Raw genomic sequence first — 20,791 nt, forward strand, 5'->3', positions numbered from 1 at the left:
CGCTTGGGCAGCCGTCGCGGCGTTGCTCGCCGGCGCCTCGCGGGTAATATGGCGCTCCCCGTGCCCATTCGCTGCGTATTGGAGTTCGCCATGTCCGCTTCCCTGCCTTCCCTTGCCTTCGCCGGTCTCGGCCTGATGGGCGTGCCCATGTGCCGCCGGCTGCTGGCCGCCGGCTATCCGCTGGCGGTGTGGAACCGTTCGCCGGGCAAACGCGAGTTGCTCGCGGCCGAGGGCGCGAAAGCCGTCGAGGTCCCGGCCGAACTGGCCGCCGACGCGGAAATCCTGATGCTTTGCCTGGCCGATACCGCGGCGGTGCGCGAAGTAGTGTTCGGCGCCGGCGGCATCGTCGAGAACGCCAGGCCCGGGCAGTTGCTGGTGGATTTCTCCAGCGCCGAGCCGGCCGCCACCCGCGAGATGGCCGCCGAGCTGGAGGCGCGCTGCGGCGTGCGCTGGGTCGACGCGCCGGTCTCCGGCGGCACGCCGGGTGCGGAAAGCGGCAGCCTGGCGATCATGGCCGGCGGACGCGCAGCGGATATCGAACGCCTGCGGCCGGTCCTCTCCCGGCTTGGCCAGCGCCTGACGCGCATGGGCGAGGTGGGCGCCGGGCAGGTGACCAAGGTCTGCAACCAGATGATCGTTGCCTGCAACGCCCTGGTGATCGCCGAAGTGGTGGCGCTGGCGGAGCGGGCCGGGGTCGACGCCAGCCTGGTCGCTCCGGCGCTGGCGGGCGGCTTCGCCGACTCGAAGCCGTTGCAGATCCTCGCCCCGCAAATGGCCGAGAGCCGTTACGAGCCGGTCAAGTGGCACGTACGGACCCTGCTCAAGGATCTCGATACCGCGGTGAAGCTGTCCCGCGAGCAAGGCGCGGCCACCCCGATGAGTGGGTTGGCCGCGCAGTTGATGCGTCTGCACGGCAGCCAGGGCTATCTCGAACGCGATCCGGCGACCCTGGTGGAGCAATACCGGACCGCCGTCGAGTGAACCTCAGGCCTGGTTCAGGCTGCGCAGCGGCGGCGCGGCGTCGAAGCGGTAGGCGCGGAGGAACTCTTCCAGGGCCGCCAGCGGCAGTGGCCGGCTGAACAGGTAGCCCTGTACCAGCTCGCAATGGTTCTCCCGCAGGAACGCCAGTTGCTGCGGGGTCTCCACGCCCTCGGCGACGACTTTCAGATGGAGCTTCTGGGCCATCGCGATGATCGCCTGGGCGATTTCCATGTCCCGCTGCGAGGCGGGGATGTCCATGATGAACGAGCGATCCACCTTCAGCGCGTCCAGCGGCAGGCGCCGCAGGTAGGCGAGCGACGAATAGCCGGTGCCGAAGTCGTCGATCGACAGGCTGACGCCCAGCTCGCGGAGGCGTTCGAGCAGCGGGATGGTCTGGTCGATGTTGTACATCAGCGCGTCCTCGGTCACCTCCAGTTCGAGGAAGCACGCCGCCAGCCCGGCCTGCTCCAGCGCATGACGGACTTCGTCGACCAGGCTGGCCCGGCCGAGATTGCTGGCGCAGCAGTTGACCGCCACCCGCAGCCGTTCGTGGCCGGCCAGGTGCAGGCTGCGCAGGTCGCGGCAGGCGCGTCGCAGCACCCAGTCGTCGAGCTGGTCGATCATGCCGTTGGCTTCGGCCAGGCCGATGAAACGGTCCGGACCGAGCAGGCCCTGGGTCGGATGGCGCCAGCGCACCAATGCCTCCAACTGGTGTACCTCGCCGTCGGCGAGGGCGAGGATCGGCTGGTAGTGCAGCTCCAGTTGGTCGTCGCGCAGGGCCTGGCGCAGTTCCTCCTCCATCTGCAGTTCCTGGGTCGCCCGCACCAGCAGTTGCCGGCTGAAGAACTGCGCGTTGTTGCGCCCGCAGGCCTTGGACTGGTGCAGGGCCAGGCCGGCGTTCTTCAGCAACTCCTCGCACTGCTCGCCGTCGTTCGGGTAGAGGCTGACGCCGACGCTGGCGGTCATCACCAGGGTGCGCCCGTCCAGGGCGATGGGTTCCTTCATCTTCTGCATCAGGCGTTGCGAGAGGATGTGCGCCTCGTGGTCCTGGGTGAGGTCGGCGAGCACGCAGAACTCGTCGCCGGCGAAGCGCGCCACCACGTCGCTATCGCGCAACACGCTGCGGATGCGTTCGGAGACGATCTTCAGCAGTTGGTCGCCGGAGTCGTGGCCGAGGGAATCGTTGATCCGCTTGAAGTGATCGAGGTCGAGGAACATCACCGCCAGGCCCTTGCCTCTCAGGCGACAATTCTCCAGGTGCTGGACGAACACTTCGTTGAATGCCGTGCGGTTCTGCAGGCCGGTCAGGCTGTCGTAGCGAGCCATCTGGCGCAGCGAGGCGTGGGCGTGGTCGAGCTGGTTGAGCAGGGCGTTGACCCGGCTGTTTTCGCTGAGCCGGCGCTCCCGTTGTTTCTCCGACCATGCGGCCCAGATGCCGCAGGCGGCGATGGCGCTGGCGAGCACTCCGGTGAGCCAGCCCAGGCGCAGCGAGTCGGCGCTGGCTTGCAGTTCCAGCGGCGTGCCGGCGGGTACGCTGAGCACCAGCGCGGCCATCCCGGTGAAATGCATGGCGGCGATGGCGCCGGCCAGCAGCAGGCTGGCGATCAGTTTCATGTAGCGGTAGCGCGCGCTGCGCCGGCCGCGCAGGTAGGGGACCGCGGCGAGGGCGGTGAAGGCGGCGCCGATGGCGATCAGTACCGAAAGGGCGAACAGCGATGGCTGGTAGTACTGGGTGGCCACCGAGCGCATCGCCGCCATCCCGGTGTAGTGCATGGCAGCGATGCCCAGGCCGATGCAGCAGGCGGCGAGCAGGCAGGGCAGCAGGCCGAAGCGCGGGCGGGCGGTCATGTACATCGCCAGGTACGAGGCGGCGACGGCGATCAGCAGCGACAGGCCGGTGATCGGCAGGTCGTAGCGCAGGGCGATCGGCGCGTGGAACGCGAGCATGGCGACGAAATGCGTGGCCCAGATGCCGCTGCCCAGGCAGAACGCCCCGATCCATTGCCAGAGGCGCGGGTGGCTCAGGCTGTTGCCGACCCGCTCGACCATGTCCAGTGCCGTGTACCCGGCGAGGCAGGCGACGAGGAAGGCGAGCGCCACCAGCGACGGCGAATAGGTGCAGTTCTGCAGCACGTAGCCGTCGACGAGAGACTCTCCGAGGAAGCGCAGGCCTTGCCAATCCATAGCGGTGTCTCCCTGGACACGGAAAACCCGCGGACGGCGCGGGTGCGGGCTGGGGGTGGCATTGTGCTTCCAGTATAGATAGCGGGAGCCACCTGCAAGGTCGGCATGGAAGGAAGTCGCTGGCCGCCGACATACGGCCGGTTTCGGCATTTTCCCGGGGAGAAAAGGCATAGCTGAGCTTGTTCCGGCTCCATCGCCACGGGCATGATCGCTGCGCCCGCGAGGGCTCGCGAGGCTTCACGAAATTTTGACCAGGCGCCCGATAGAGTTCGGGCGCCCCGCCACGGGGGGTGGCGGCGGTCCGTTACGTTTCAGGAGTTGCTTCAATGGGTGGGGGTATCAAGCGTTTCTTGCCGGCTATCGGTTCGACCCGGCTGGTGATGCTGTTCGCGCTGGTTCTGGTGGTGTTCTACAACGCGGCGACCTGGAAGGCCCTGCATGGCCTGGTGCCGCTGCAAGGCTTGAAGGGCTTCGCGTTCTTCGCCTCGTTCGCGGCGTTCCTGTGGGCCGCCTTCACGCTCCTGCTGACCCTGGTTTCCTTCCGCCCGCTGCTCAAGCCGGCCTTGACCCTGGTCGCCCTGTGCTCGGCCGGCGCGACCTACTTCATGGGCAGCTACGGCATCAGCATCGACACGGTGATGGTGCAGAACGTCTTCGAGACCAACGCCACCGAGGCCGGCGACCTGGTCAACCCGACCCTGCTCGGCTATCTGCTGTTGCTCGGTGTCCTGCCTTCGCTGCTGATCTGGCTCTGGCCGGTACGCTACCGGCCGTTCTTCCGCGGCCTGCTGAACAAGATCCTGACGCTGCTCGGCTGCCTGCTGATCGTCGCGGTAATGGTAGGCAGCTTCTATTCCACCTACGCCCCGATCTTCCGCGAGGAAGACAAGCTGACCCACTTCATCAACCCGACCAACTACATCTACGCGGTGGGCAAGTACGCCAAGCAGCGCCTGGTGATCAAGGAACACCTGGTGGTCGAGCCGATCGGCCTGGACGCCCGCCAGGCGCCGGCTGCGCTGCAGCGACAGAAGAAATCGCTGCTGGTGTTCGTGGTCGGCGAGACCGCCCGTGCCGATCATTTCTCGCTGAACGGCTACGCTCGCGAGACCAACCCGGAGCTGAGCAAGCAGGACATCGTCAACTTCACCCAGGTCCGTTCCTGCGGCACTTCCACCGCGGTCTCGGTGCCCTGCATGTTCTCCCAGTACCCGCGCGAGGACTACAGCGACAAGAAGGCCAAGACCCACGAAGGCCTGCTGGACATTCTCCAGCGTGCCGGCGTGCAGGTGTTGTGGCTGGAGAACAACAGCGACTGCAAGGGCACCTGCCTGCGGGTGCCCAACCGGGACATCCCGAAGACCCAGCCGAGTCCGTTCTGCGACGGCAAGAACTGCCTGGACGAGTCGCTGCTGGTAGGCCTGCAGGAGTACATCGACGGCCTGCAGGACGACGCCATCATCGTCCTGCACTCCGATGGCAGCCACGGTCCCGAGTACTACGAGCGCTACCCGAAGGAGATGGAGCGCTTCCAGCCGGTATGCCGGACCAACCAGCTCGGCAGTTGCAGCAAGGAAGAGCTGGTGAACGTCTACGACAACACCATCCTCTATACCGACCACTTCCTGACGAAGGTGATCGAATTGCTCAAGCGGAATGCCGACAAGCGCGATACGGCGATGATCTACGTGTCCGACCACGGCGAGTCGCTGGGCGAGAATGGCGTCTACCTGCACGCGGCGCCCTATTCGATCGCGCCCCAGGCGCAGATCCACGTGCCGATGGTCATGTGGTTCGCCCCGCAGGCGCTGGGCAACTGGGGCATCCAGCGCAGTTGCCTGGACGGCAAGCGCGACGACAAGGACCTGAGCCACGACAACCTGTTCCACTCGGTGCTCGGCCTGCTGGACGTACAGACTTCGCTGTACCAGCCGGCGCTGGACATCTTCGCCAGTTGCCGCGCGCCCAGGGCAGCCCAGTGAGCGACGGGGGCTGAAAGAAAAAAGGCCGTGGAGGATTCCCCCCACGGCCTTTTTCGTCGGCTTTCGCCTTATTTGTCGCGGACCAGCAGGACCGGACGCGAAGCCACGCGGATCAGGCCTTCCGCCACGCTGCCGAGCATCAGGCGGCGCATGCCGCGACGACCATGGGTGCCCATGACCACCACGTCGGCATCGCTGGCCTGGGCCTCGAGCTCGATGCGCTCGGCGATTTCCTCGCTGGCGCGCTCCTGGCAGACGCGATCGAAGGTGGCGCCTTCGACGTTGCTCGCCTCGACCTTCTCGCGGGCCTTGGCCAGGACGTCATCGGCGGCTTTCAGCGCGGCTTCGCGCAGCGGCTCGGGGTTGTAGTACACCGCGTAGTCGGGAAGGTGGCGCAGCGGGCTGTCGACGATGGTGATGACGCGCAGCTTGCCGCCGCTGAGGCCGGCCAGCTTGATGGCCTCTTCCAGGGCGCGGTCGGAGACCGGGCTGCCGTCCACGGCTACCAGAATGCGATCGTACATAAGGTGTCCCTCCAGAGTGAGTGTCCGCCCGCCGGGCGTTCTTGAAACTTCAAGGACACTGTAGACCCTCGCGGCCGACGGACCTTTGCCGGAGGTCAATAAGTCGCAGGGCGATCGTCGCGATTCCGCTGCGACGCCTGGCTCGCGGCCCGGCGGGGGCCGGGGAACGGGGCGAACGGTCGCCGCGCGGCCATTCGCCGTTGTGGCCTTCGCTGGAAATGAAATGAAAGAAGCCATGGGGGATGCCCATGGCTTCTCGTTTCGCGCAGCCGTTGCCGGGCGTCAGCCGGCGACCAGGATGCGGATCGCCTCGAGGCGCAGGGAGGCCTTGTCGAGCAGGGCCAGGCCTTCCTCGCGCTGGGTGCGCAGGCTGTCCAGCTCGCTGTCGCGGACGCTCGGGTTGACCGCCTTGAGCGCGGTCAGGCGCGCCAGTTCCTCGTCCATGGCGGCGGCGAACTGCTGCTTGGCCCTGGCCACGCGTTCCTCGTGGCGCGGGACGATCTTGCCCTCGGCCACGTCGAACTGCTTGGCCAGCACGTCGCGCTGGGCCTGGACGAACTTGTTGGCGCTGACCCGTGGCACGCTTTCCAACTGGTCGTTGAGGGTTTCCAGGGACACCCGGCCGGCCAGGTCGTTGCCGTTGGCGTCGAGCAGGCAGCGCAGGGCCTGGGGCGGCAGCCAGCGGCCGAGCTGGAGGGCGCGCGGTGCCACGGCCTCGCTGACGAACAGGAGTTCGAGCAGCACGGTGCCGGGCTTCAGCGCCTTGTTCTTGATCAGCGCCACCGAGGTGTTGCCCATCGAGCCGGACAGCACCAGGTCCATGCCGCCCTGAACCATCGGATGTTCCCAGGTGAGGAACTGCATGTCCTCGCGGGCCAGCGCCTGGGCACGGTCGTAGGTGATGGTCACGCCTTCGTCGTCGCCGAGGGGGAAGCCGGCGTCGAGCATCTTCTCGCTTGGCTTGAGGATCAGGGCATTTTCCGAATGGTCTTCGCTGTGGATGCCGTAGGCGTCGAACAGGCGCTCCATGTAGATCGGCAGGGCGAAGTCGTCGTCCTGTTCCTCGATGGCCTCCACCAGCGCCTCGCCTTCGCCGGCGCCGCCGGAGTTCAGCTCGAGCAGGCGGTCGCGACCGCTGTGCAGCTCCGCTTCGAGGGCTTCGCGACGGGCGCGGCCTTCGGCGAGCAGCGCGTCCCAGGCCTTGTCCTCGCCGCCGTCGAGCAGCGGCAGCAGGCGCGGGCCGAACTCGTGTTGCAGGGCGTTGCCGGTGGGGCAGGTATTGAGGAAGGCGTTCAGCGCCTGGTGGTACCACTGGAACAGGCGCTGCTGGGCGCTGTTCTCCAGGTGCGGTACGTGCAACTGGATGGTGTGTCGCTGGCCGATCCGGTCGAGGCGGCCGATGCGCTGCTCGAGCAGGTCCGGGTGGGCCGGCAGGTCGAACAGCACCAGATGGTGGGCGAACTGGAAGTTGCGGCCTTCGCTGCCGATTTCCGAGCAGATCAGCACCTGGGCGCCGAACTCTTCGTCGGCGAAGTAGGCGGCGGCGCGGTCGCGCTCGAGAATGCTCATGCCTTCGTGGAACACCGTGGCGGAGATGCCCGAACGCAGGCGCAGGGCGTCTTCCAGGTCGAGGGCCGTCTCGGCGTGGGCACAGATGACCAGGACCTTGAACTGCTTGAGCATCTTCAGGGTATCGATCAGCCACTCGACGCGCGGGTCGAAGCGCCACCAGCGGTTGTTGTCGTCGCCGTCTTCCCACTGCTGCTGGAAATTCACTTCCGGATACAGGTCCGGGTGTTCGCCGGCCGGCAATTCCTCGTACTGGCTCGGCATCGGCAACGGATAGGCGTGCAGTTCGCGCTGGGGGAAGCCCTGCACGGCGGCACGGGTGTTGCGGAACAGCACGCGACCGGTGCCGTGGCGGTCGAGCAGCTCGCGGACCAGGCGCGAGCGAGCTTCTTCATCGCCGCCCTCGACGCTGGCCAGCAGCTCGTCGCCCTCGCTGCCGAGGAAGCCGTGGATGGCCTTGCGCGCGCCGGCGGAAAGACTGCCGTGGTCGAGCAGTTCCTGCACCGCTTCGGCGACCGGGCGATATTGCTCGCTCTCCCGGCGGAACGCTTCGAGGTCGTGGAAACGATTCGGATCGAGCAGGCGCAGGCGCGCGAAGTGGCTGTCCTGGCCGAGTTGCTCCGGGGTCGCGGTGAGCAACAGGACGCCGGGAATGATCTCCGCCAGTTGCTCGACCAGCGCGTATTCGGCGCTGACCTGGTCCTGGTGCCAGACCAGGTGGTGGGCTTCGTCGACCACCAGCAGGTCCCAGCCGGCGGCGAACAGGGCGTCCTGGGCGCGTTCGTCTTCCTTCAGCCACTCCAGGGCGACCAGGGCCAACTGGGTGTCCTCGAAGGGATTGCTGGCATCGCTTTCGGCGAAGCGCTCCTTGTCGAACAGGGCCACCTGCAGGTTGAAGCGCCGGCGCATCTCCACCAACCACTGGTGCTGGAGGTTTTCCGGGACCAGGATCAGCACCCGCCCGGCGCGGCCGGAGAGCAACTGGCGATGGATGATCAGGCCGGCCTCGATGGTCTTGCCCAGGCCCACTTCGTCGGCCAGCAGGACGCGCGGCGCCATGCGGTCGGCGACTTCGCGGGCGATGTGCAACTGGTGGGCGATCGGCTGGGCGCGGGCGCCGCCGAGGCCCCAGAGCGAGGACTGGAGCAGTTGGCTGCGGCGTTCGAGAGTGTGGTAGCGCAGGGAGAACCAGGGCAGGGGATCGATCTGTCCGGCGAACAGACGGTCGCTGGCGAGGCGGAACTGGATGAAGTTGGAGAGCTGGGTTTCCGGCAGGGTGCGCTGCTCGTTCTGCGCGGTGAGGCCGTGGTACACCAATAGGCCCTCGCTTTCCTCGACCTCGCGAACGGTCATCTTCCAGCCTTCGAAGTGCGTCACTTCATCGCCGGGGGCGAAGCGCACGCGGGTCAGCGGCGCATTGCGCAAGGCGTATTGGCGGGTATCGCCGGTCGCCGGATAGAGCACGGTGAGCAGGCGGCCATCCTGGGCCAGGATGGTCCCCAGGCCCAATTCCGCTTCACTGTCGCTGATCCAGCGTTGCCCCGGTTGATACTGCGCCATGTCCACCTCCCAAAAAAGCCGGGTATGGTACCGCAACGCGTGGCGTTGAGCGACGCTTGGCGATGGATTGCGTGTTGCGCCACGGCTTCGTCGGAGAGCCGTCCGTCGGTACGGGAGCGACCGCCTGGCGGCTGGTTCTCAAGTCGAGCGGCGGGTCGACCGATAACCCTTGTAGAAGAACGCCGCAAACCGGCACGCTGCGAGAACCCATGACGCGGCACTACCCAGAGAGGTTGCCTGCATGCTTCCGCCGATCCCCCAGGGCCTGATCCCGGTCACCGTCCAGCAGGACCCGCCCAAGCCCCGTCCGGCCACGCCGCCGGTCGCGCCGACCCAGGCTGGCGCGGGCAGCGATGGCGTCGCCTTGCGCCAGGAGCGCGACGAGGAAAGCTGGCTGGAAGAGGAATACCGCCGTCGCCAGCGCCGCCAGGGCGGCGAGGCGCACGCGCGGAGCGACGAGGGGGACGAGGCGCCGGCTGACGAGGCGGGGGAGAGCGCCCAGGCGGACGAGCTGCCGCGCAAGGGACAATTGATCGACATCGAAGTGTAACCCTGGTTTTCCAGGCTTCAGCAGCGGCCTTGCGGCGTAGTAACCTGCGGCCCATGGACCTGTTCGCCGACGCACCCCTGACCCTGCCGGACGCCGACCTGCGCTATCTCCCGCATTGGCTGGATGCGCCGCTGGCGAGCGCCTGGCTGTTGCGCCTGGAACAGGAAACGCCCTGGGAACAGCCGATCCTGCGCATCCATGGCGAGGAGCATCCGACCCCGCGCCTGGTGGCCTGGTACGGCGACCCTGACGCCGCCTACCGTTATTCCGGCCAGGTCCACCGGCCGCTGCCATGGACCGCGTTGCTCGGCGAGATCCGCGAGCGCGTGGAGCGCGAGGTCGGCCAGCGGGTCAACGGCGTGCTGCTGAACTACTACCGCGACGGCCAGGACTCCATGGGCTGGCACAGCGACGACGAGCCAGAGCTGCGCCGCGATCCGCTGGTCGCCTCGCTCAGTCTCGGCGGCAGCCGCCGCTTCGACCTGCGGCGCAAGGGCCAGACCCGCATCGCCCACTCTCTGGAACTGACCCATGGCAGCCTGCTGGTCATGCGCGGCGCAACCCAGCATCATTGGCAACATCAGGTGGCGAAGACCCGCCGCTCCTGCATGCCCCGTTTGAACCTGACCTTCCGCCTGGTGTACCCCCAGCCATGAACGACGACGACAAGGTGATCGACCTCAGCGCCGAGCGCGACAAGCGCATCCACGACGTGCACGAGAAGCGCCTGCAGGAGGTCCGCAAGGCCTTCGAACAGGTGTTGCCGCTGGGCAAGCCGCGGAAGAAGCCGAAAGGCAAGCCGAAGAAGCGCTGAAGCCTCCGCCGCCGCGTTCGCCGGCGGCGCATTCCTGCGGGCAACGTGCGGCGATCGGGCAGGTTTTTCCCGGTTATCTGCGGCGTCCGACCGCATTCTCCCTCCTGCGAAACTTGACCTGGGTCAGTGTCATGCACCTGGCCGAAAAAGCCCGTCCGGGCGATTGATCCAGGTCAATATTGCGCCGCCGCGCCTCGCTAATCTGAGCCCATCGAGCAACACCCAACCGGCAACTGGAGGCCATCAACATGTTCATCGACGAAGTGGTTCTCGCAGGGATTCTTACAGTAGGCCTCATGGTCGCTTTCTTCGGTGGGGTCGGTTACTTCATCTGGAAGGATTCCCATAGCCGCAAAGGCTGATCCTCCCGGATACACAGAGCACGCAAGGCACTTAGGGCGACTTCGGTCGCCCGTTTTTTTTGCGCCTGGAAAAACACCGGCGCAGCGATCGGGATACTACGAATGTCGCTGGACGATATTGTTAGCAGCCTAATAATATAGGCTGCACATATCGCCTCGGCGTTCGCCGGCTATCTATGCTGATGTAGACCCCGTTTCGGAAGACCCTGTGCCCATTCACTGGAAGCCGTTCCTGGCACCCTCGACGCTGGCGCTCAAGTTCGCCATCAAGACGCTCCTGGCCGGCGGCCTGGCGTTGTGGTGCGCCTTTCGCTTCGACCTGGAGCAGCCGCAATGGGCGCTGATGACCGTGCTGATCGTGTCCCAGCCGTTGTCCGGCATGGTGGTGGCGAAGGGCTTGTTCCGCCTGCTCGGCACCCTGGTCGGCACCGCGATGTCGGTGCTGATGATCGCGCTGTTCGCCCAGGCGCCCTGGTTGTTCCTGCTGGCCATCTCGCTCTGGCTGGGGCTCTGCACGGCGGCCTCGACCTCCCTGCGCAACCACGTTTCCTATGCCTTCGTACTTTCCGGCTATACGGTGGCGATCATTGGCCTGCCGGCGGTGGACCAACCGCTGCTGGTCTTCGAGCAGGCGGTGGCGCGTTGTACCGAGATCTGCCTGGGGATCATCTGCGCCTCGGCGGTCAGTGCGATCCTCTGGCCGCAGCGGGTCGAGCAGAACCTCGACAAGCAGGCCCACGCCACCTGGCTGCTGGGCATGCAGGCCGCGCGCGGCGAGATCGACCCGCGCCAGCGGCAGCCGCAGGGGCTGCTCAACGCGCTGAGCAAGATCGTCGAGGTCGATGCGCAGCGCGACCATGCCTGGTTCGAAGGCGAGCGCGGGCGGCGCCGGGCCGGCGCCCTGGCGTTGCTCTCGCGCGACCTGCTCAGCCTGTTGCGCACCGCGCGCGGCGTGGCCCGGCAACGGGCGCGGCTGAGCGAAGAGGAAGAGCGCCGGGTGGAGCGCTGGCTGGCCGCGCTGGCCAGCGCCCTGGAAGGGGCCGATCCGGCGTCGATGCTGGCGCTGCGCGAGGAGTTGGCGCAGGTCGCGGTCGAGCCGCAGTGGAGCAACGACCAGCGTTACCTGCTGACCCGCTGCTCGGTGCTGCTGCTCAAGGCGGTGAATGCCGAGAAGGGCATGCGCGCGGTGGCCAGCGGCGAGGTCGAGGGGCGGGTGGGCAGCGCCGGTACCCTGTCCTGGCACCGCGACCTGCAGATGGCGCTGTTCTACGGCGCGCGTAGCGCCCTGGCGTTGCTCGGGCTGTCGGTCTACTGGATCTATACCGCGTGGCCGGCGGCGTCCGGCGCGATGCTGCTGGCGGCGGTGGTGTGCAGCCTGTTCGCCAACCGTGACAACGCGGTGGCCATCGGCCTGAGCTTCCTGCGCGGCATCGTCTACGCGATCCCGGCGGCGATGCTGGTCAGCCAGTGGCTGCTGCCGCAGTGGAATGGCTTCCCGCTGCTCTGCCTGGCGATGGGCGTGCCGCTGTTCTTCGCCACCCTGGGCATGGCCGTACCGGTTACCGCCGGCACCGCCACCTCGTTCGCGATCCACTTCATCGTCCTGGTCGCGCCGCGCAACCAGATGGACTACAACCTCGCGACCCTGCTGAATTCCGCCCAGGGCGTGCTGATCGGAGTCGGCTTCGCGGTGGTGATCTTCCGCTTGCTGACCTTGCGTCCGGGCTGGCTGACCCGACGCCTGCTGGATGCCACCTGCGTCGACCTCGGCCGCCTCACCCGGCGCCCGCTGGCGCAGGCGGAGAACTGGTTCGGCGGGCGCATGGCCGACCGCCTGTTGCGCCTGGCGCGGCACGCCAACCTGTTGCCGGAGCAGGAGCGGCGGCGTTGGGACGATGGCCTCCTGGCGCTCGACCTGGGTAACGAACTGATCCACCTGCGGGCCTGCCTGGAAGGCGCCCGTGGCGTCCTGCGCAAGGCGCGCGACCGCTTCCTCGGGGAACTGGGCGAGCTGCTTGAGGCCGGTCCCGCGGGGCCGCGCAGCGACCGCCTGGAACGGATCAGCCTGCCGTTGCGCGAAGCCCTGGAGCGCGACGCTCGCCACGACGACGAAGCCAGCCGCCTGGCGCGCGCGGCCCTGGCGCAACTGCTGTTCACCTGGCAGCAGTGGTGCCATCAGGAGGAAAGCCATGAGTCTGCATGAGTCGGCCTGGGGCGGCGTCTACCTCAGCCCGCTGTTCGTCTATGCCCTGCTGGCGCTGGCGGCCACCGCCGCGCTGCGGGTGCTGATCCAGAAAACGCCGTTGCGTCGCTGGGTCTGGCACGAGGCGCTGTTCGACTGCGCCCTGTTCATTTTGATGTTGAGTGGCATTACCTGGGCGGCTACGACCTGAATCGTCGCCCCGAGAAGGAGATTCGCATGCGTGCATCGCTTCGCGTCGTCGTCACCCTGCTGGTGGTCGCTGCCGCTGTCCTCGCCGGCATCTGGCTCTGGCGCTACTACATGCTCTCGCCCTGGACCCGCGATGCCCGGGTGCGGGCCGACGTGGTGGTGGTGGCGCCGGACGTGTCCGGCTGGGTGACCGACCTGGAGGTCAAGGACAACCAGGTGGTCAAGGTCGGCGACGTGCTGATGCGCATCGACCAGGAACGCTACCAGGCCAACCTGGAGCAGGCCCGCGCCGTCGCCGAGACCCGTCACCAGCAATACCTGTTGCGCCAGAACGAGGCGGCCCGGCGCAGCCGCCTGGGCATCGGCGCGATCAGCGCCGAGGACAAGGAAAACGCCCAGATCAATGCTGCCATCGCTCGCAGCGAGTACCAGGAGGCGCTGGCCCAGGTGAAGATCGCCGAACTCAACCTCAAGCGCAGCGAGCTGCGCGCCGCGCGCAACGGCCAGGTGACCAACCTGCGCCTGGCCCAGGGCAACTACGCCACGGCGGGCCAGGCGGTGATGGCGTTGGTCGACCAGCAGTCCTTCTATGTGGTCGCCTACTTCGAGGAAACCAAGCTGCCCGGCATCCGCGTCGGCATGCGCGCCCAGGTCCGCCTGATGAGCGGCGATCAGCCGATCGACGGCACGGTGGAGAGCATCAGCAGCGGTATCACCGACCGCAACTCGACGCCGGACGGCCAGTTGCTGGCCAATGTCGAGCCGACCTTCAACTGGGTGCGCCTGGCGCAGCGTATTCCGGTGCGCATCCGCCTCGACCAGGTGCCGGCGGATGTCCACCTGAGCGCCGGGATGACCGCCAGCGTCACCGTGCAGGGGGACTGAACGGCAGCGCTTGCGTGGCGCCATCCAGCGTGCTGGCGCCAAGCGCGCAGGCCAGCGCCGCCAGCACCAGGGCGAGGCCGACCCAGGGCGTCGCGGCGACTCCCAGTGCCGCCACCACCAGGCCGCCCAGCGCCGCGCCGAGGCCCACGCCCAGGTGCATGGCCGAGGTGTTCAGGGCGACGCCGGCGGAACCGCTGGCCGGATCGCTGCGCAGCAGGAAGCTCTGCACCACCGGCGAGATCATCCAGCTGATCGCGCTCCAGACCATCAGTACCGGCAGGAACCCGATGCTGCCCAGGCTCAGCGGCACCGCCGCCAGCGCCAGGGCGAAGGCCGCCGGCACCAGACGCAGGGCGCGCCGGTGGCCGAGGCGGTCGGCCAGCCAGCCGCCGATATAGCCGCCGCTCAGCGCTGCCAGGCCGATCAGCAGGAGGATCAGGCTGATCTCGCTGGGCGAGCGAATACCGGCCATGCTCGCCAGGTACGGGGTGAAATAGGCGAACAGGGTGAAGTGCCCGCCGAGCAACAGGATCGATACCAGTTGCGCGAGCCACAGCGCGGGCTGGCGCAACTGCCGCAGGTAGCCTTCGCGGCCGGGCAGGTCGCCGGCCTGGCGTTGCGGCAGGTAGCGCCAGAGCAGCAGGCACAAGGGCAGCGAATAGACCGCGATGCCGGCGAAGATCCAGCGCCAGCCGAACCAGTCGCTGATCTGTACGCCCAGTGGCACGCCGAACACCAGCGAACCGCTGATGCCCATGAAGATCAGGCCGATCGCCCGGCCGCGCTGGGCCGGGGCGGCCAGCTCGGCGGCGAGCAGGCTGGCGAGGACGATCAGCAGCCCGCAACAGGCCGACATTCCCAGGCGAGCCAGGAGCAGGCCGAGATAGCCCGGAGCGAGGGCGGCGAGCGCGTTGCTGAGGGCGAACAGCAGCAGGGTCGCCAGCAGCAGGCGGCGGCGTTCGATGCGCCGGGTCAGCCAGCCGAGCAGCGGTGCGGCGAGGGCGAAGCCGAGGGAGAACAGGGTGGTGAGCTGGCCGGCCAGGCTGATGGAGACCCGCAGGTCTTCGGCCAGGGGCGGCAGGATGCCGATCAGGATGCTTTCCGCCAGGCCGGCGGCGAAGGTGGTCAGGGATAGCAACAGCAAGCGAAGGTCCATGGCGGCTCCGATTCCCGGTAAGGGGTTTCGGGCGGTGGAGTGCCTTCGGTTATCCCTGGTGATTGAGGTAAGACAGCGGACAGGGTAGAGCAGCGCGCGGCGGCCCGGCAAGTCCGCCGGGCCGGATGGCCCGACGATAGGGAAAGCCGCTCAGCCGATGCTGATCGGCGGCAGTTCGGCCAGCTCGACGCTGAGCTTCTCTTCCGGCGCCATGATCTCCGCTTCGCCGTCGACCACCTGCTTGCCTGCCTGGTTGAACACCCGCGTGGCTATGCGCACGCGGTTCTTCGGCAGCTTCTCGAGGACTTCCAGTTCGACCTTCAGGTCGTCGCCGAGCTTGACCGGACGGGTGAAGCGCAGGGTCTGGCCGAGATAGATGGTGCCTGGGCCGGGCAGCACGGTGGCGATCGCCGCGCTGATCAGGGCGCCGCTGAGCATGCCGTGGGCGATGCGTTCCTTGAACTGGGTGGTGGCCGCGTAGGCGGCGTCCAGGTGCACCGGGTTGCGGTCGCCGGAGACTGCGGCGAACAACTGCAGGTCGCGCTCGGCGATGCTGCTGGTGTACTCGGCCTTTTGCCCGACCTCTAGCTCGGCGTAGGGAATGTTCTGGACCTGGCTCATGTTCTCTCCTTTGTCGAATGATCCCGGCGGTGGCGCAGGGCCTGTTCCAGCCAGTCGATCAGGTCTTGGGTGACCGCGTCGCGGTTGCTCTCGTTGAACAGCTCGTGACGGGCCTCGGGATAGGTCTTCAGGGTCACCTGGCGCAGCCCGGCACCGCGCAGGGCGTCGGCCAGGTCGCCCAGGCGCTTGCCCTGGCTGACCGGGTCGCGTTCGCCGCCGATGATCAGCAGCGGCAGGTCGGCATCGATCTGCCGCAGGTGGGTGGGCGGGGTGATATCGGCCAGGCCGCCGAGCAGGTCCACCCACAACTGGTTGCTGCAGCGGAAGCCGCACAGCGGGTCGGCCACGTACCTGTCGACTTCCTGCGGATCGCGACTGAGCCAGTCGAAGGCCGTGCGATTGGGCTTGAACGCCTTGTTGAACGAGCCGAACGAGAGGAAGTCGATCAGCGCGCTCTTGCCCAGCGGCCCCTGGCGCCAGCGCTCGAAGCGGGCGATCAGGCGGGCGATCCGGTAGAGCGCTTGCGGCTGGTAGTTGGAACCGGAAAGGATCGCCCCTTGCAGGCTGCAGCTGTGGTGCAGCAGGTAGGCCATGGAGATGTAGCTGCCCATGCTGTGGCCCAGCAGGAAGATCGGCAGTTCCGGGTGCTGCTGGCGGATATGGTGGTTCAGGCTGGCCAGGTCGCCGACCACCTTGCCCCAGCCGCCCTGGTCGGCGAAGTGGCCCAGCTCGTCGGCTTCGGCGGTCCGGCCGTGGCCGCGCTGGTCGATCGCATAGAAGTGGTAGCCGGCAGCGTTCAGCGCGGCGGCGAGACGCTCGTAGCGACCGGCGTGCTCGGCCATGCCGTGGGACAGCATCACCGCGCCGACGGCCGCGGCGCTCGGCCAGTGGCGGGTGTACAGCGGGGTTTCGTCGCTGGCGGGGAGCCAGTAGGCAGCGGCGGGCATGTTCGTTCCTTGTGCCGGGCGGACGCGTTCCGGCGCATTCTAGCAGCGTACGCGGCTTCGTCCCGGAAAAGCGCCACCCTTGGGCACGGGCCGCTCTGGAATGGCGGGCGGCGAAGAGCGACAGGCTGGAGATTCACACTATCAATAAGGGCAGGAGGAGTATTTGCGCTGTCCGACGCAACTGCTAAGTTGCCCGATGCCCCGCACATGCGGGCCAGACCCGCTCAGGTAAGAGGACAAGAATAAATGCAACCTGAATTCTGGAACGACAAACGCCCGGCCGGCGTACCCGACAGTCTCGACTTCGCCGCCTACCGTTCCGTGGTCGAGGTCTTCGAGCGCTCCTGCAAGAAATTCGCCGACCGCCCGGCCTTCAGCAATCTCGGCGTGACGCTCAGCTATGCCGAACTCGATCGTCTGTCCGCCGCCTTCGCCGCCTACCTGCAGAAACAGACCGATCTCCAGCCCGGCGACCGCATCGCGGTGCAGATGCCCAATGTCCTGCAATATCCCATCGCGGTGTTCGGCGCCTTGCGCGCGGGGCTGGTGGTGGTCAACACCAATCCGCTGTACACCGCCCGCGAAATGCGCCACCAGTTCAAGGACGCCGGCGTGCGTGCGCTGGTCTATCTGAACGTGTTCGGCAAGCTGGTCGAGGAAGTGCTCCCGGATACGCGGATCGAGTACCTGATCGAGGCGCGCATGGGCGACCTGTTGCCGGCGCTGAAGGGCTGGCTGGTGAACAGCGTGGTGAAGTCGGTGAAGAAGATGGTCCCCGATTATCGCTTGCCCCAGGCGCTGCCGTTCAGGCAGGCCTTGAAGCAAGGCCAGGGCCATGCCCTGCAGCCGGTCAGGGTCGGCCTGGAGGATGTCGCCGTGTTGCAGTACACCGGCGGCACCACCGGGGTCTCGAAGGGGGCGATGCTCACCCACGGCAACCTGGTGGCGAACATGCTGCAGGTCCACGCCCAGCTTTCCCAGCTCGGCAAGGATGGCCTGCCGCTGATGAAGGAGGCGCAGGAGGTGATGATCGCGCCGCTGCCGCTCTACCACATCTATGCCTTCACCGCGAACTGCATGTGCATGATGGTCAGCGGCAACCATAACGTGCTGATCACCAACCCGCGCGACATCCCCGGTTTCGTCAAGGAACTGAAGAAGTGGCGTTTCTCCGCGCTGCTCGGCCTCAACACCCTGTTCGTCGCGCTGATGGAGCACCCCGGGTTCAAGGACGTCGATTTCTCCAACCTGAAGCTCACCAACTCCGGCGGCACCGCACTGGTCAGCGCCACCGCCGAGCGCTGGAAGGGCGTCACCGGCTGCACCGTGGTGGAAGGCTATGGCCTCACCGAATGCTCGCCGGTGGTGACCACCAACCCCTACGGCGAGCAGGCACGCCTGGGTACGGTGGGGATACCGGTCGTGGGCACGGCGCTCAAGGTGATCGACGAGCAGGGCAACGAGCTGCCTGTCGGCGAACGTGGCGAACTCTGTGTGAAAGGTCCGCAAGTGATGAAGGGGTACTGGCAGCGTCCCGAGGCCACCGAGGAGATTCTCGATGCCGAAGGCTGGCTGAAGACCGGCGACATCGCGGTGATCGACGAGGACGGCTTCGTGCGCATCGTCGATCGCAAGAAGGACCTGATCCTGGTCTCCGGCTTCAATGTCTACCCCAACGAGATCGAAGACGTGGTGATGGCCCATCCGAAGGTGGCCAGTTGCGCGGCAGTGGGCATTCCCGACGAGAAGTCCGGCGAGGCGGTGAAGCTGTTCGTGGTGGCCCGCGACCCCAGCCTGTCGGTCGAGGAACTCAAGGCCTACTGCAAGGAAAACCTCACCGGATACAAAATTCCGCGACAGATTGTGCTCAAGGATGCATTACCGATGACGCCTGTGGGTAAAATCCTCCGTCGTGAGCTGCGCGAAATCGCCTGATAGCCTTACAAGGCTCTGAAACGGGCATTTGCCGGGGACAGGAAAGACCGTGACCGAGACTAATGTCTCGGTCATTTTTTTGACCGAATAGGTCATGTTTGGTGCTGGTCTGCCTCTGGCAAAGCTGATAATCTCGGCGCGCCTAATAGCCCTGGGTCCAGGGTTAGCGAGCAGATCACAACAAGATGCCGCCATGAGCGGTGAAGATTAGCTGTTGCTTAGGAGTGGGCTTCCATGATCGAAAACTTCTGGAAGGACAAGTACCCAGCGGGTATTGCTGCCGAGATCAATCCCGACCAGTACCCGAACATCCTGTCGGTACTGAAGGAGTCCTGCCAACGTTTTGCCACCAAGCCCGCGTTCACCAACCTGGGCAAGACCCTGACCTACGGCGAGCTGTACAAGCTGTCCGGCGACTTCGCCGCCTACCTGCAGCAGCACACCGATCTCAAGCCCGGCGACCGCATCGCCGTCCAGTTGCCCAACGTCCTGCAATACCCGATCGTGGTCTTCGGCGCCATGCGCGCCGGCCTCATCGTGGTCAACACCAACCCGCTGTACACCGCGCGCGAACTGGAACACCAGTTCAACGACTCCGGCGCCAAGGCGGTGGTCTGCCTGGCCAACATGGCCCACCTGGTCGAGGGCGTACTGCCGAAGACCGGCGTCAAGCAGGTGATCGTCACCGAAGTCGGCGACATCCTGCCGCCGCTGAAGCGCTTCATCGTCAACTTCGTGGTCAAGCACATCAAGAAGATGGTGCCGGCCTACAGCCTGCCGCAAGCCACCAAGCTGACCGACGCGCTGGCCAGGGGCGCCGGCAAGTCGTTCCAGGAAGCCGCGCCGCAGGCCGACGACGTCGCCGTGCTGCAATACACCGGCGGCACCACCGGGGTCGCCAAGGGCGCCATGCTGACCCACCGCAACCTGGTGGCCAACATGTTGCAGTGCAAGGCGCTGATGGGCGCCAACCTCAACGAGGGCTGCGAGATCCTCATCGCGCCGCTGCCGCTGTACCACATCTATGCCTTCACCTTCCATTGCATGGCGATGATGCTCACCGGCAACCACAACATCCTGATCACCAACCCGCGCGACCTGCCGTCGATGCTCAAGGACCTCGGCCAGTGGAAGTTCACCGGCTTCGTCGGCCTGAACACCCTGTTCGTCGCCCTGTGCAACAACGAAACCTTCCGCAAGCTGGACTTCTCCGCGCTGAAGCTGACCCTCTCCGGCGGCATGGCGCTGCAACTGGCCACCGCGGAGCGCTGGAAGGAAGTCACCGGCTGCGCCATCTGCGAAGGCTACGGCATGACCGAGACCGCGCCGGTGGTATCGGTCAACCCGTTCCAGAACATCCAGGTCGGCACCATCGGTATCCCGGTGCCCTCGACCCTGTGCAAGGTGATTGGCGACGACGGCCAGGAAGTGCCCCTGGGCGAGCGCGGCGAACTCTGCGTGAAGGGTCCGCAGGTGATGAAGGGCTACTGGCAGCGCCAGGAGGCCACCGACGAGATCCTCGACGCCGATGGTTGGCTGAAGACCGGCGATATCGCGATCATCCAGGAAGACGGCTACATGCGCATCGTCGACCGGAAGAAGGACATGATCCTGGTCTCCGGCTTCAATGTGTATCCGAACGAACTGGAAGACGTGCTGGCGACCCTGCCGGGCGTCCTGCAGTGCGCCGCGATCGGCATCCCCGACGAGAAGTCCGGCGAGTCGATCAAGGTCTTCGTGGTGGTCAAGCCGGGGGCGACCCTGACCAAGGAACAGGTCATGCAGCACATGCATGACAACCTGACCGGCTACAAGCGGCCGAAGGCCGTGGAGTTCCGCGACAGCCTGCCGACCACCAACGTCGGCAAGATCCTGCGCCGCGAACTGCGCGACGAAGAGCTGAAGAAAGCGGGCCAGAAGTAAGTCCGCCGTTGCCTGAAGAAGCCCCGCCGATGCGGGGCTTCTTCGTTGCAGGCAGTCGGTTGCGGATGAGCGTGCCTGTGCTGGCGTGCCGGCAGCGCATCACCTGCCGGAGGCCCCCCATGGCCCGCCTCGATCCTGCCCTGGCCGAAGAAATACGCCGTCTGCCGATCAGCCGGCGTCTGGAACTGACCCAGGCATTGCTGCATCGCGCCGGCCCCGAGGTGGAGCGCCAATGGCCGCCAGTGGCCGAGGATCGCCTCGCCGACTGCCGGGCGGGCACCGCCGATGCGCTGCCGCTGGCCGAGATGCTCAAGCGACTGGGGCGCTGAGAGGGCCATCGCCCACCAGCAGCGTCGGCCGTATCGCGGCAGCGAGCGTTAACCGGGATTCGTCCTCTTCCGCTCAA

General features: G+C 66.7%; 18 protein-coding genes. 12 read left to right on the forward strand and 6 right to left on the reverse strand.

Going from position 1 to position 20,791, the window contains the following annotated elements; all coding sequences use genetic code 11:
• Window positions 1-90: 90 nt before the first annotated feature.
• On the forward strand, window positions 91-981 hold the full coding sequence (locus HMPREF2716_RS22500; RefSeq protein WP_003113156.1) for an NAD(P)-dependent oxidoreductase: 891 nt from the start codon (window positions 91-93) through the stop codon (window positions 979-981).
• 3 nt (window positions 982-984) lie between these two features.
• Here HMPREF2716_RS22500 and HMPREF2716_RS22505 read toward each other — a convergent pair whose 3' ends face one another.
• Entirely contained in the window at window positions 985-3,165 is a 2,181-nt protein-coding gene (locus HMPREF2716_RS22505; RefSeq protein WP_070622012.1) for a putative bifunctional diguanylate cyclase/phosphodiesterase, read from the reverse strand.
• 326 nt (window positions 3,166-3,491) lie between these two features.
• On the opposite strand from HMPREF2716_RS22505, the gene HMPREF2716_RS22510 reads away from it, so the two are divergent.
• Entirely contained in the window at window positions 3,492-5,147 is a 1,656-nt protein-coding gene (locus HMPREF2716_RS22510; RefSeq protein ID WP_003091675.1) for a phosphoethanolamine transferase, read from the forward strand.
• A gap of 68 nt (window positions 5,148-5,215) precedes the next feature.
• Here HMPREF2716_RS22510 and HMPREF2716_RS22515 read toward each other — a convergent pair whose 3' ends face one another.
• Window positions 5,216-5,671: a universal stress protein gene (locus tag HMPREF2716_RS22515; RefSeq protein WP_003091672.1), complete on the reverse strand. Its 456-nt coding sequence runs from the start codon at window positions 5,669-5,671 to the stop codon at window positions 5,216-5,218.
• A 282-nt stretch (window positions 5,672-5,953) separates the two neighbouring features.
• Window positions 5,954-8,806 (reverse strand): RNA polymerase-associated protein RapA, encoded by a 2,853-nt coding sequence (gene rapA / locus HMPREF2716_RS22520; RefSeq protein WP_003119658.1) that lies wholly within the window; start codon window positions 8,804-8,806, stop codon window positions 5,954-5,956.
• A 235-nt stretch (window positions 8,807-9,041) separates the two neighbouring features.
• Here rapA and HMPREF2716_RS22525 point away from each other — a divergent pair, with 235 nt between their 5' ends.
• From HMPREF2716_RS22525 to HMPREF2716_RS22545, 7 genes are all read left to right on the forward strand, one after another.
• Window positions 9,042-9,350, forward strand: a complete 309-nt coding sequence (locus HMPREF2716_RS22525; protein ID WP_003091664.1) for a hypothetical protein — start codon at window positions 9,042-9,044, stop codon at window positions 9,348-9,350.
• Between the two features lie 53 nt (window positions 9,351-9,403).
• Window positions 9,404-10,006: an alpha-ketoglutarate-dependent dioxygenase AlkB family protein gene (locus HMPREF2716_RS22530; RefSeq protein ID WP_003115462.1), complete on the forward strand. Its 603-nt coding sequence runs from the start codon at window positions 9,404-9,406 to the stop codon at window positions 10,004-10,006.
• Window positions 10,003-10,164 carry a hypothetical protein gene (locus tag HMPREF2716_RS29625; protein ID WP_003091659.1) on the forward strand — a complete coding sequence of 54 codons (162 nt, stop codon included), beginning with the start codon at window positions 10,003-10,005 and terminating at the stop codon, window positions 10,162-10,164. The genes HMPREF2716_RS22530 and HMPREF2716_RS29625 overlap by 4 nt, the downstream gene beginning before the upstream one ends.
• 248 nt (window positions 10,165-10,412) lie before the next feature.
• Complete coding sequence (ccoM, locus tag HMPREF2716_RS29975) at window positions 10,413-10,526, forward strand: cytochrome c oxidase subunit CcoM (RefSeq protein WP_003091657.1); 114 nt, start codon at window positions 10,413-10,415, stop codon at window positions 10,524-10,526.
• A 208-nt stretch (window positions 10,527-10,734) separates the two neighbouring features.
• Window positions 10,735-12,729, forward strand: a complete 1,995-nt coding sequence (locus HMPREF2716_RS22535) for an FUSC family protein (protein ID WP_003124327.1) — start codon at window positions 10,735-10,737, stop codon at window positions 12,727-12,729.
• Window positions 12,716-12,919 carry a DUF1656 domain-containing protein gene (locus tag HMPREF2716_RS22540; protein ID WP_003091655.1) on the forward strand — a complete coding sequence of 68 codons (204 nt, stop codon included), beginning with the start codon at window positions 12,716-12,718 and terminating at the stop codon, window positions 12,917-12,919. The genes HMPREF2716_RS22535 and HMPREF2716_RS22540 overlap by 14 nt, the downstream gene beginning before the upstream one ends.
• A gap of 26 nt (window positions 12,920-12,945) precedes the next feature.
• Complete coding sequence (locus HMPREF2716_RS22545; RefSeq protein WP_003091654.1) at window positions 12,946-13,803, forward strand: efflux RND transporter periplasmic adaptor subunit; 858 nt, start codon at window positions 12,946-12,948, stop codon at window positions 13,801-13,803.
• Here the strand turns inward: HMPREF2716_RS22545 and HMPREF2716_RS22550 are convergent.
• The 3 genes from HMPREF2716_RS22550 to HMPREF2716_RS22560 form a co-directional block, all read right to left on the reverse strand.
• Window positions 13,784-14,959 carry an MFS transporter gene (locus HMPREF2716_RS22550; RefSeq protein ID WP_003117592.1) on the reverse strand — a complete coding sequence of 392 codons (1,176 nt, stop codon included), beginning with the start codon at window positions 14,957-14,959 and terminating at the stop codon, window positions 13,784-13,786. The genes HMPREF2716_RS22545 and HMPREF2716_RS22550 overlap by 20 nt on opposite strands.
• Before the next feature lie 150 nt (window positions 14,960-15,109).
• Window positions 15,110-15,580 (reverse strand): MaoC family dehydratase, encoded by a 471-nt coding sequence (locus tag HMPREF2716_RS22555; RefSeq protein ID WP_003117593.1) that lies wholly within the window; start codon window positions 15,578-15,580, stop codon window positions 15,110-15,112.
• Window positions 15,577-16,527: an alpha/beta hydrolase gene (locus HMPREF2716_RS22560; protein ID WP_031801071.1), complete on the reverse strand. Its 951-nt coding sequence runs from the start codon at window positions 16,525-16,527 to the stop codon at window positions 15,577-15,579. Before HMPREF2716_RS22560 ends, HMPREF2716_RS22555 begins: the two co-directional genes overlap by 4 nt.
• Window positions 16,528-16,773: 246 nt before the next feature.
• Here HMPREF2716_RS22560 and fadD2 point away from each other — a divergent pair, with 246 nt between their 5' ends.
• The 3 genes from fadD2 (at window position 16,774) to HMPREF2716_RS22575 (ending at window position 20,714) form a co-directional block, all read left to right on the forward strand.
• A complete protein-coding gene (gene fadD2 / locus HMPREF2716_RS22565) occupies window positions 16,774-18,462 on the forward strand; it encodes a long-chain-fatty-acid--CoA ligase FadD2 (protein WP_003091644.1) in 1,689 nt (562 codons plus the stop codon).
• A gap of 234 nt (window positions 18,463-18,696) precedes the next feature.
• A complete protein-coding gene (gene fadD1, locus HMPREF2716_RS22570) occupies window positions 18,697-20,385 on the forward strand; it encodes a long-chain-fatty-acid--CoA ligase FadD1 (RefSeq protein WP_003091643.1) in 1,689 nt (562 codons plus the stop codon).
• A 119-nt stretch (window positions 20,386-20,504) separates the two neighbouring features.
• Window positions 20,505-20,714 (forward strand): hypothetical protein, encoded by a 210-nt coding sequence (locus tag HMPREF2716_RS22575; RefSeq protein WP_003105496.1) that lies wholly within the window; start codon window positions 20,505-20,507, stop codon window positions 20,712-20,714.
• Window positions 20,715-20,791: the final 77 nt, after the last annotated feature.

It is taken from the genome of Pseudomonas sp. HMSC076A11 (assembly GCF_001810205.1).
GTDB classification, from domain to species: Bacteria; Pseudomonadota; Gammaproteobacteria; order Pseudomonadales; family Pseudomonadaceae; genus Pseudomonas; species Pseudomonas aeruginosa.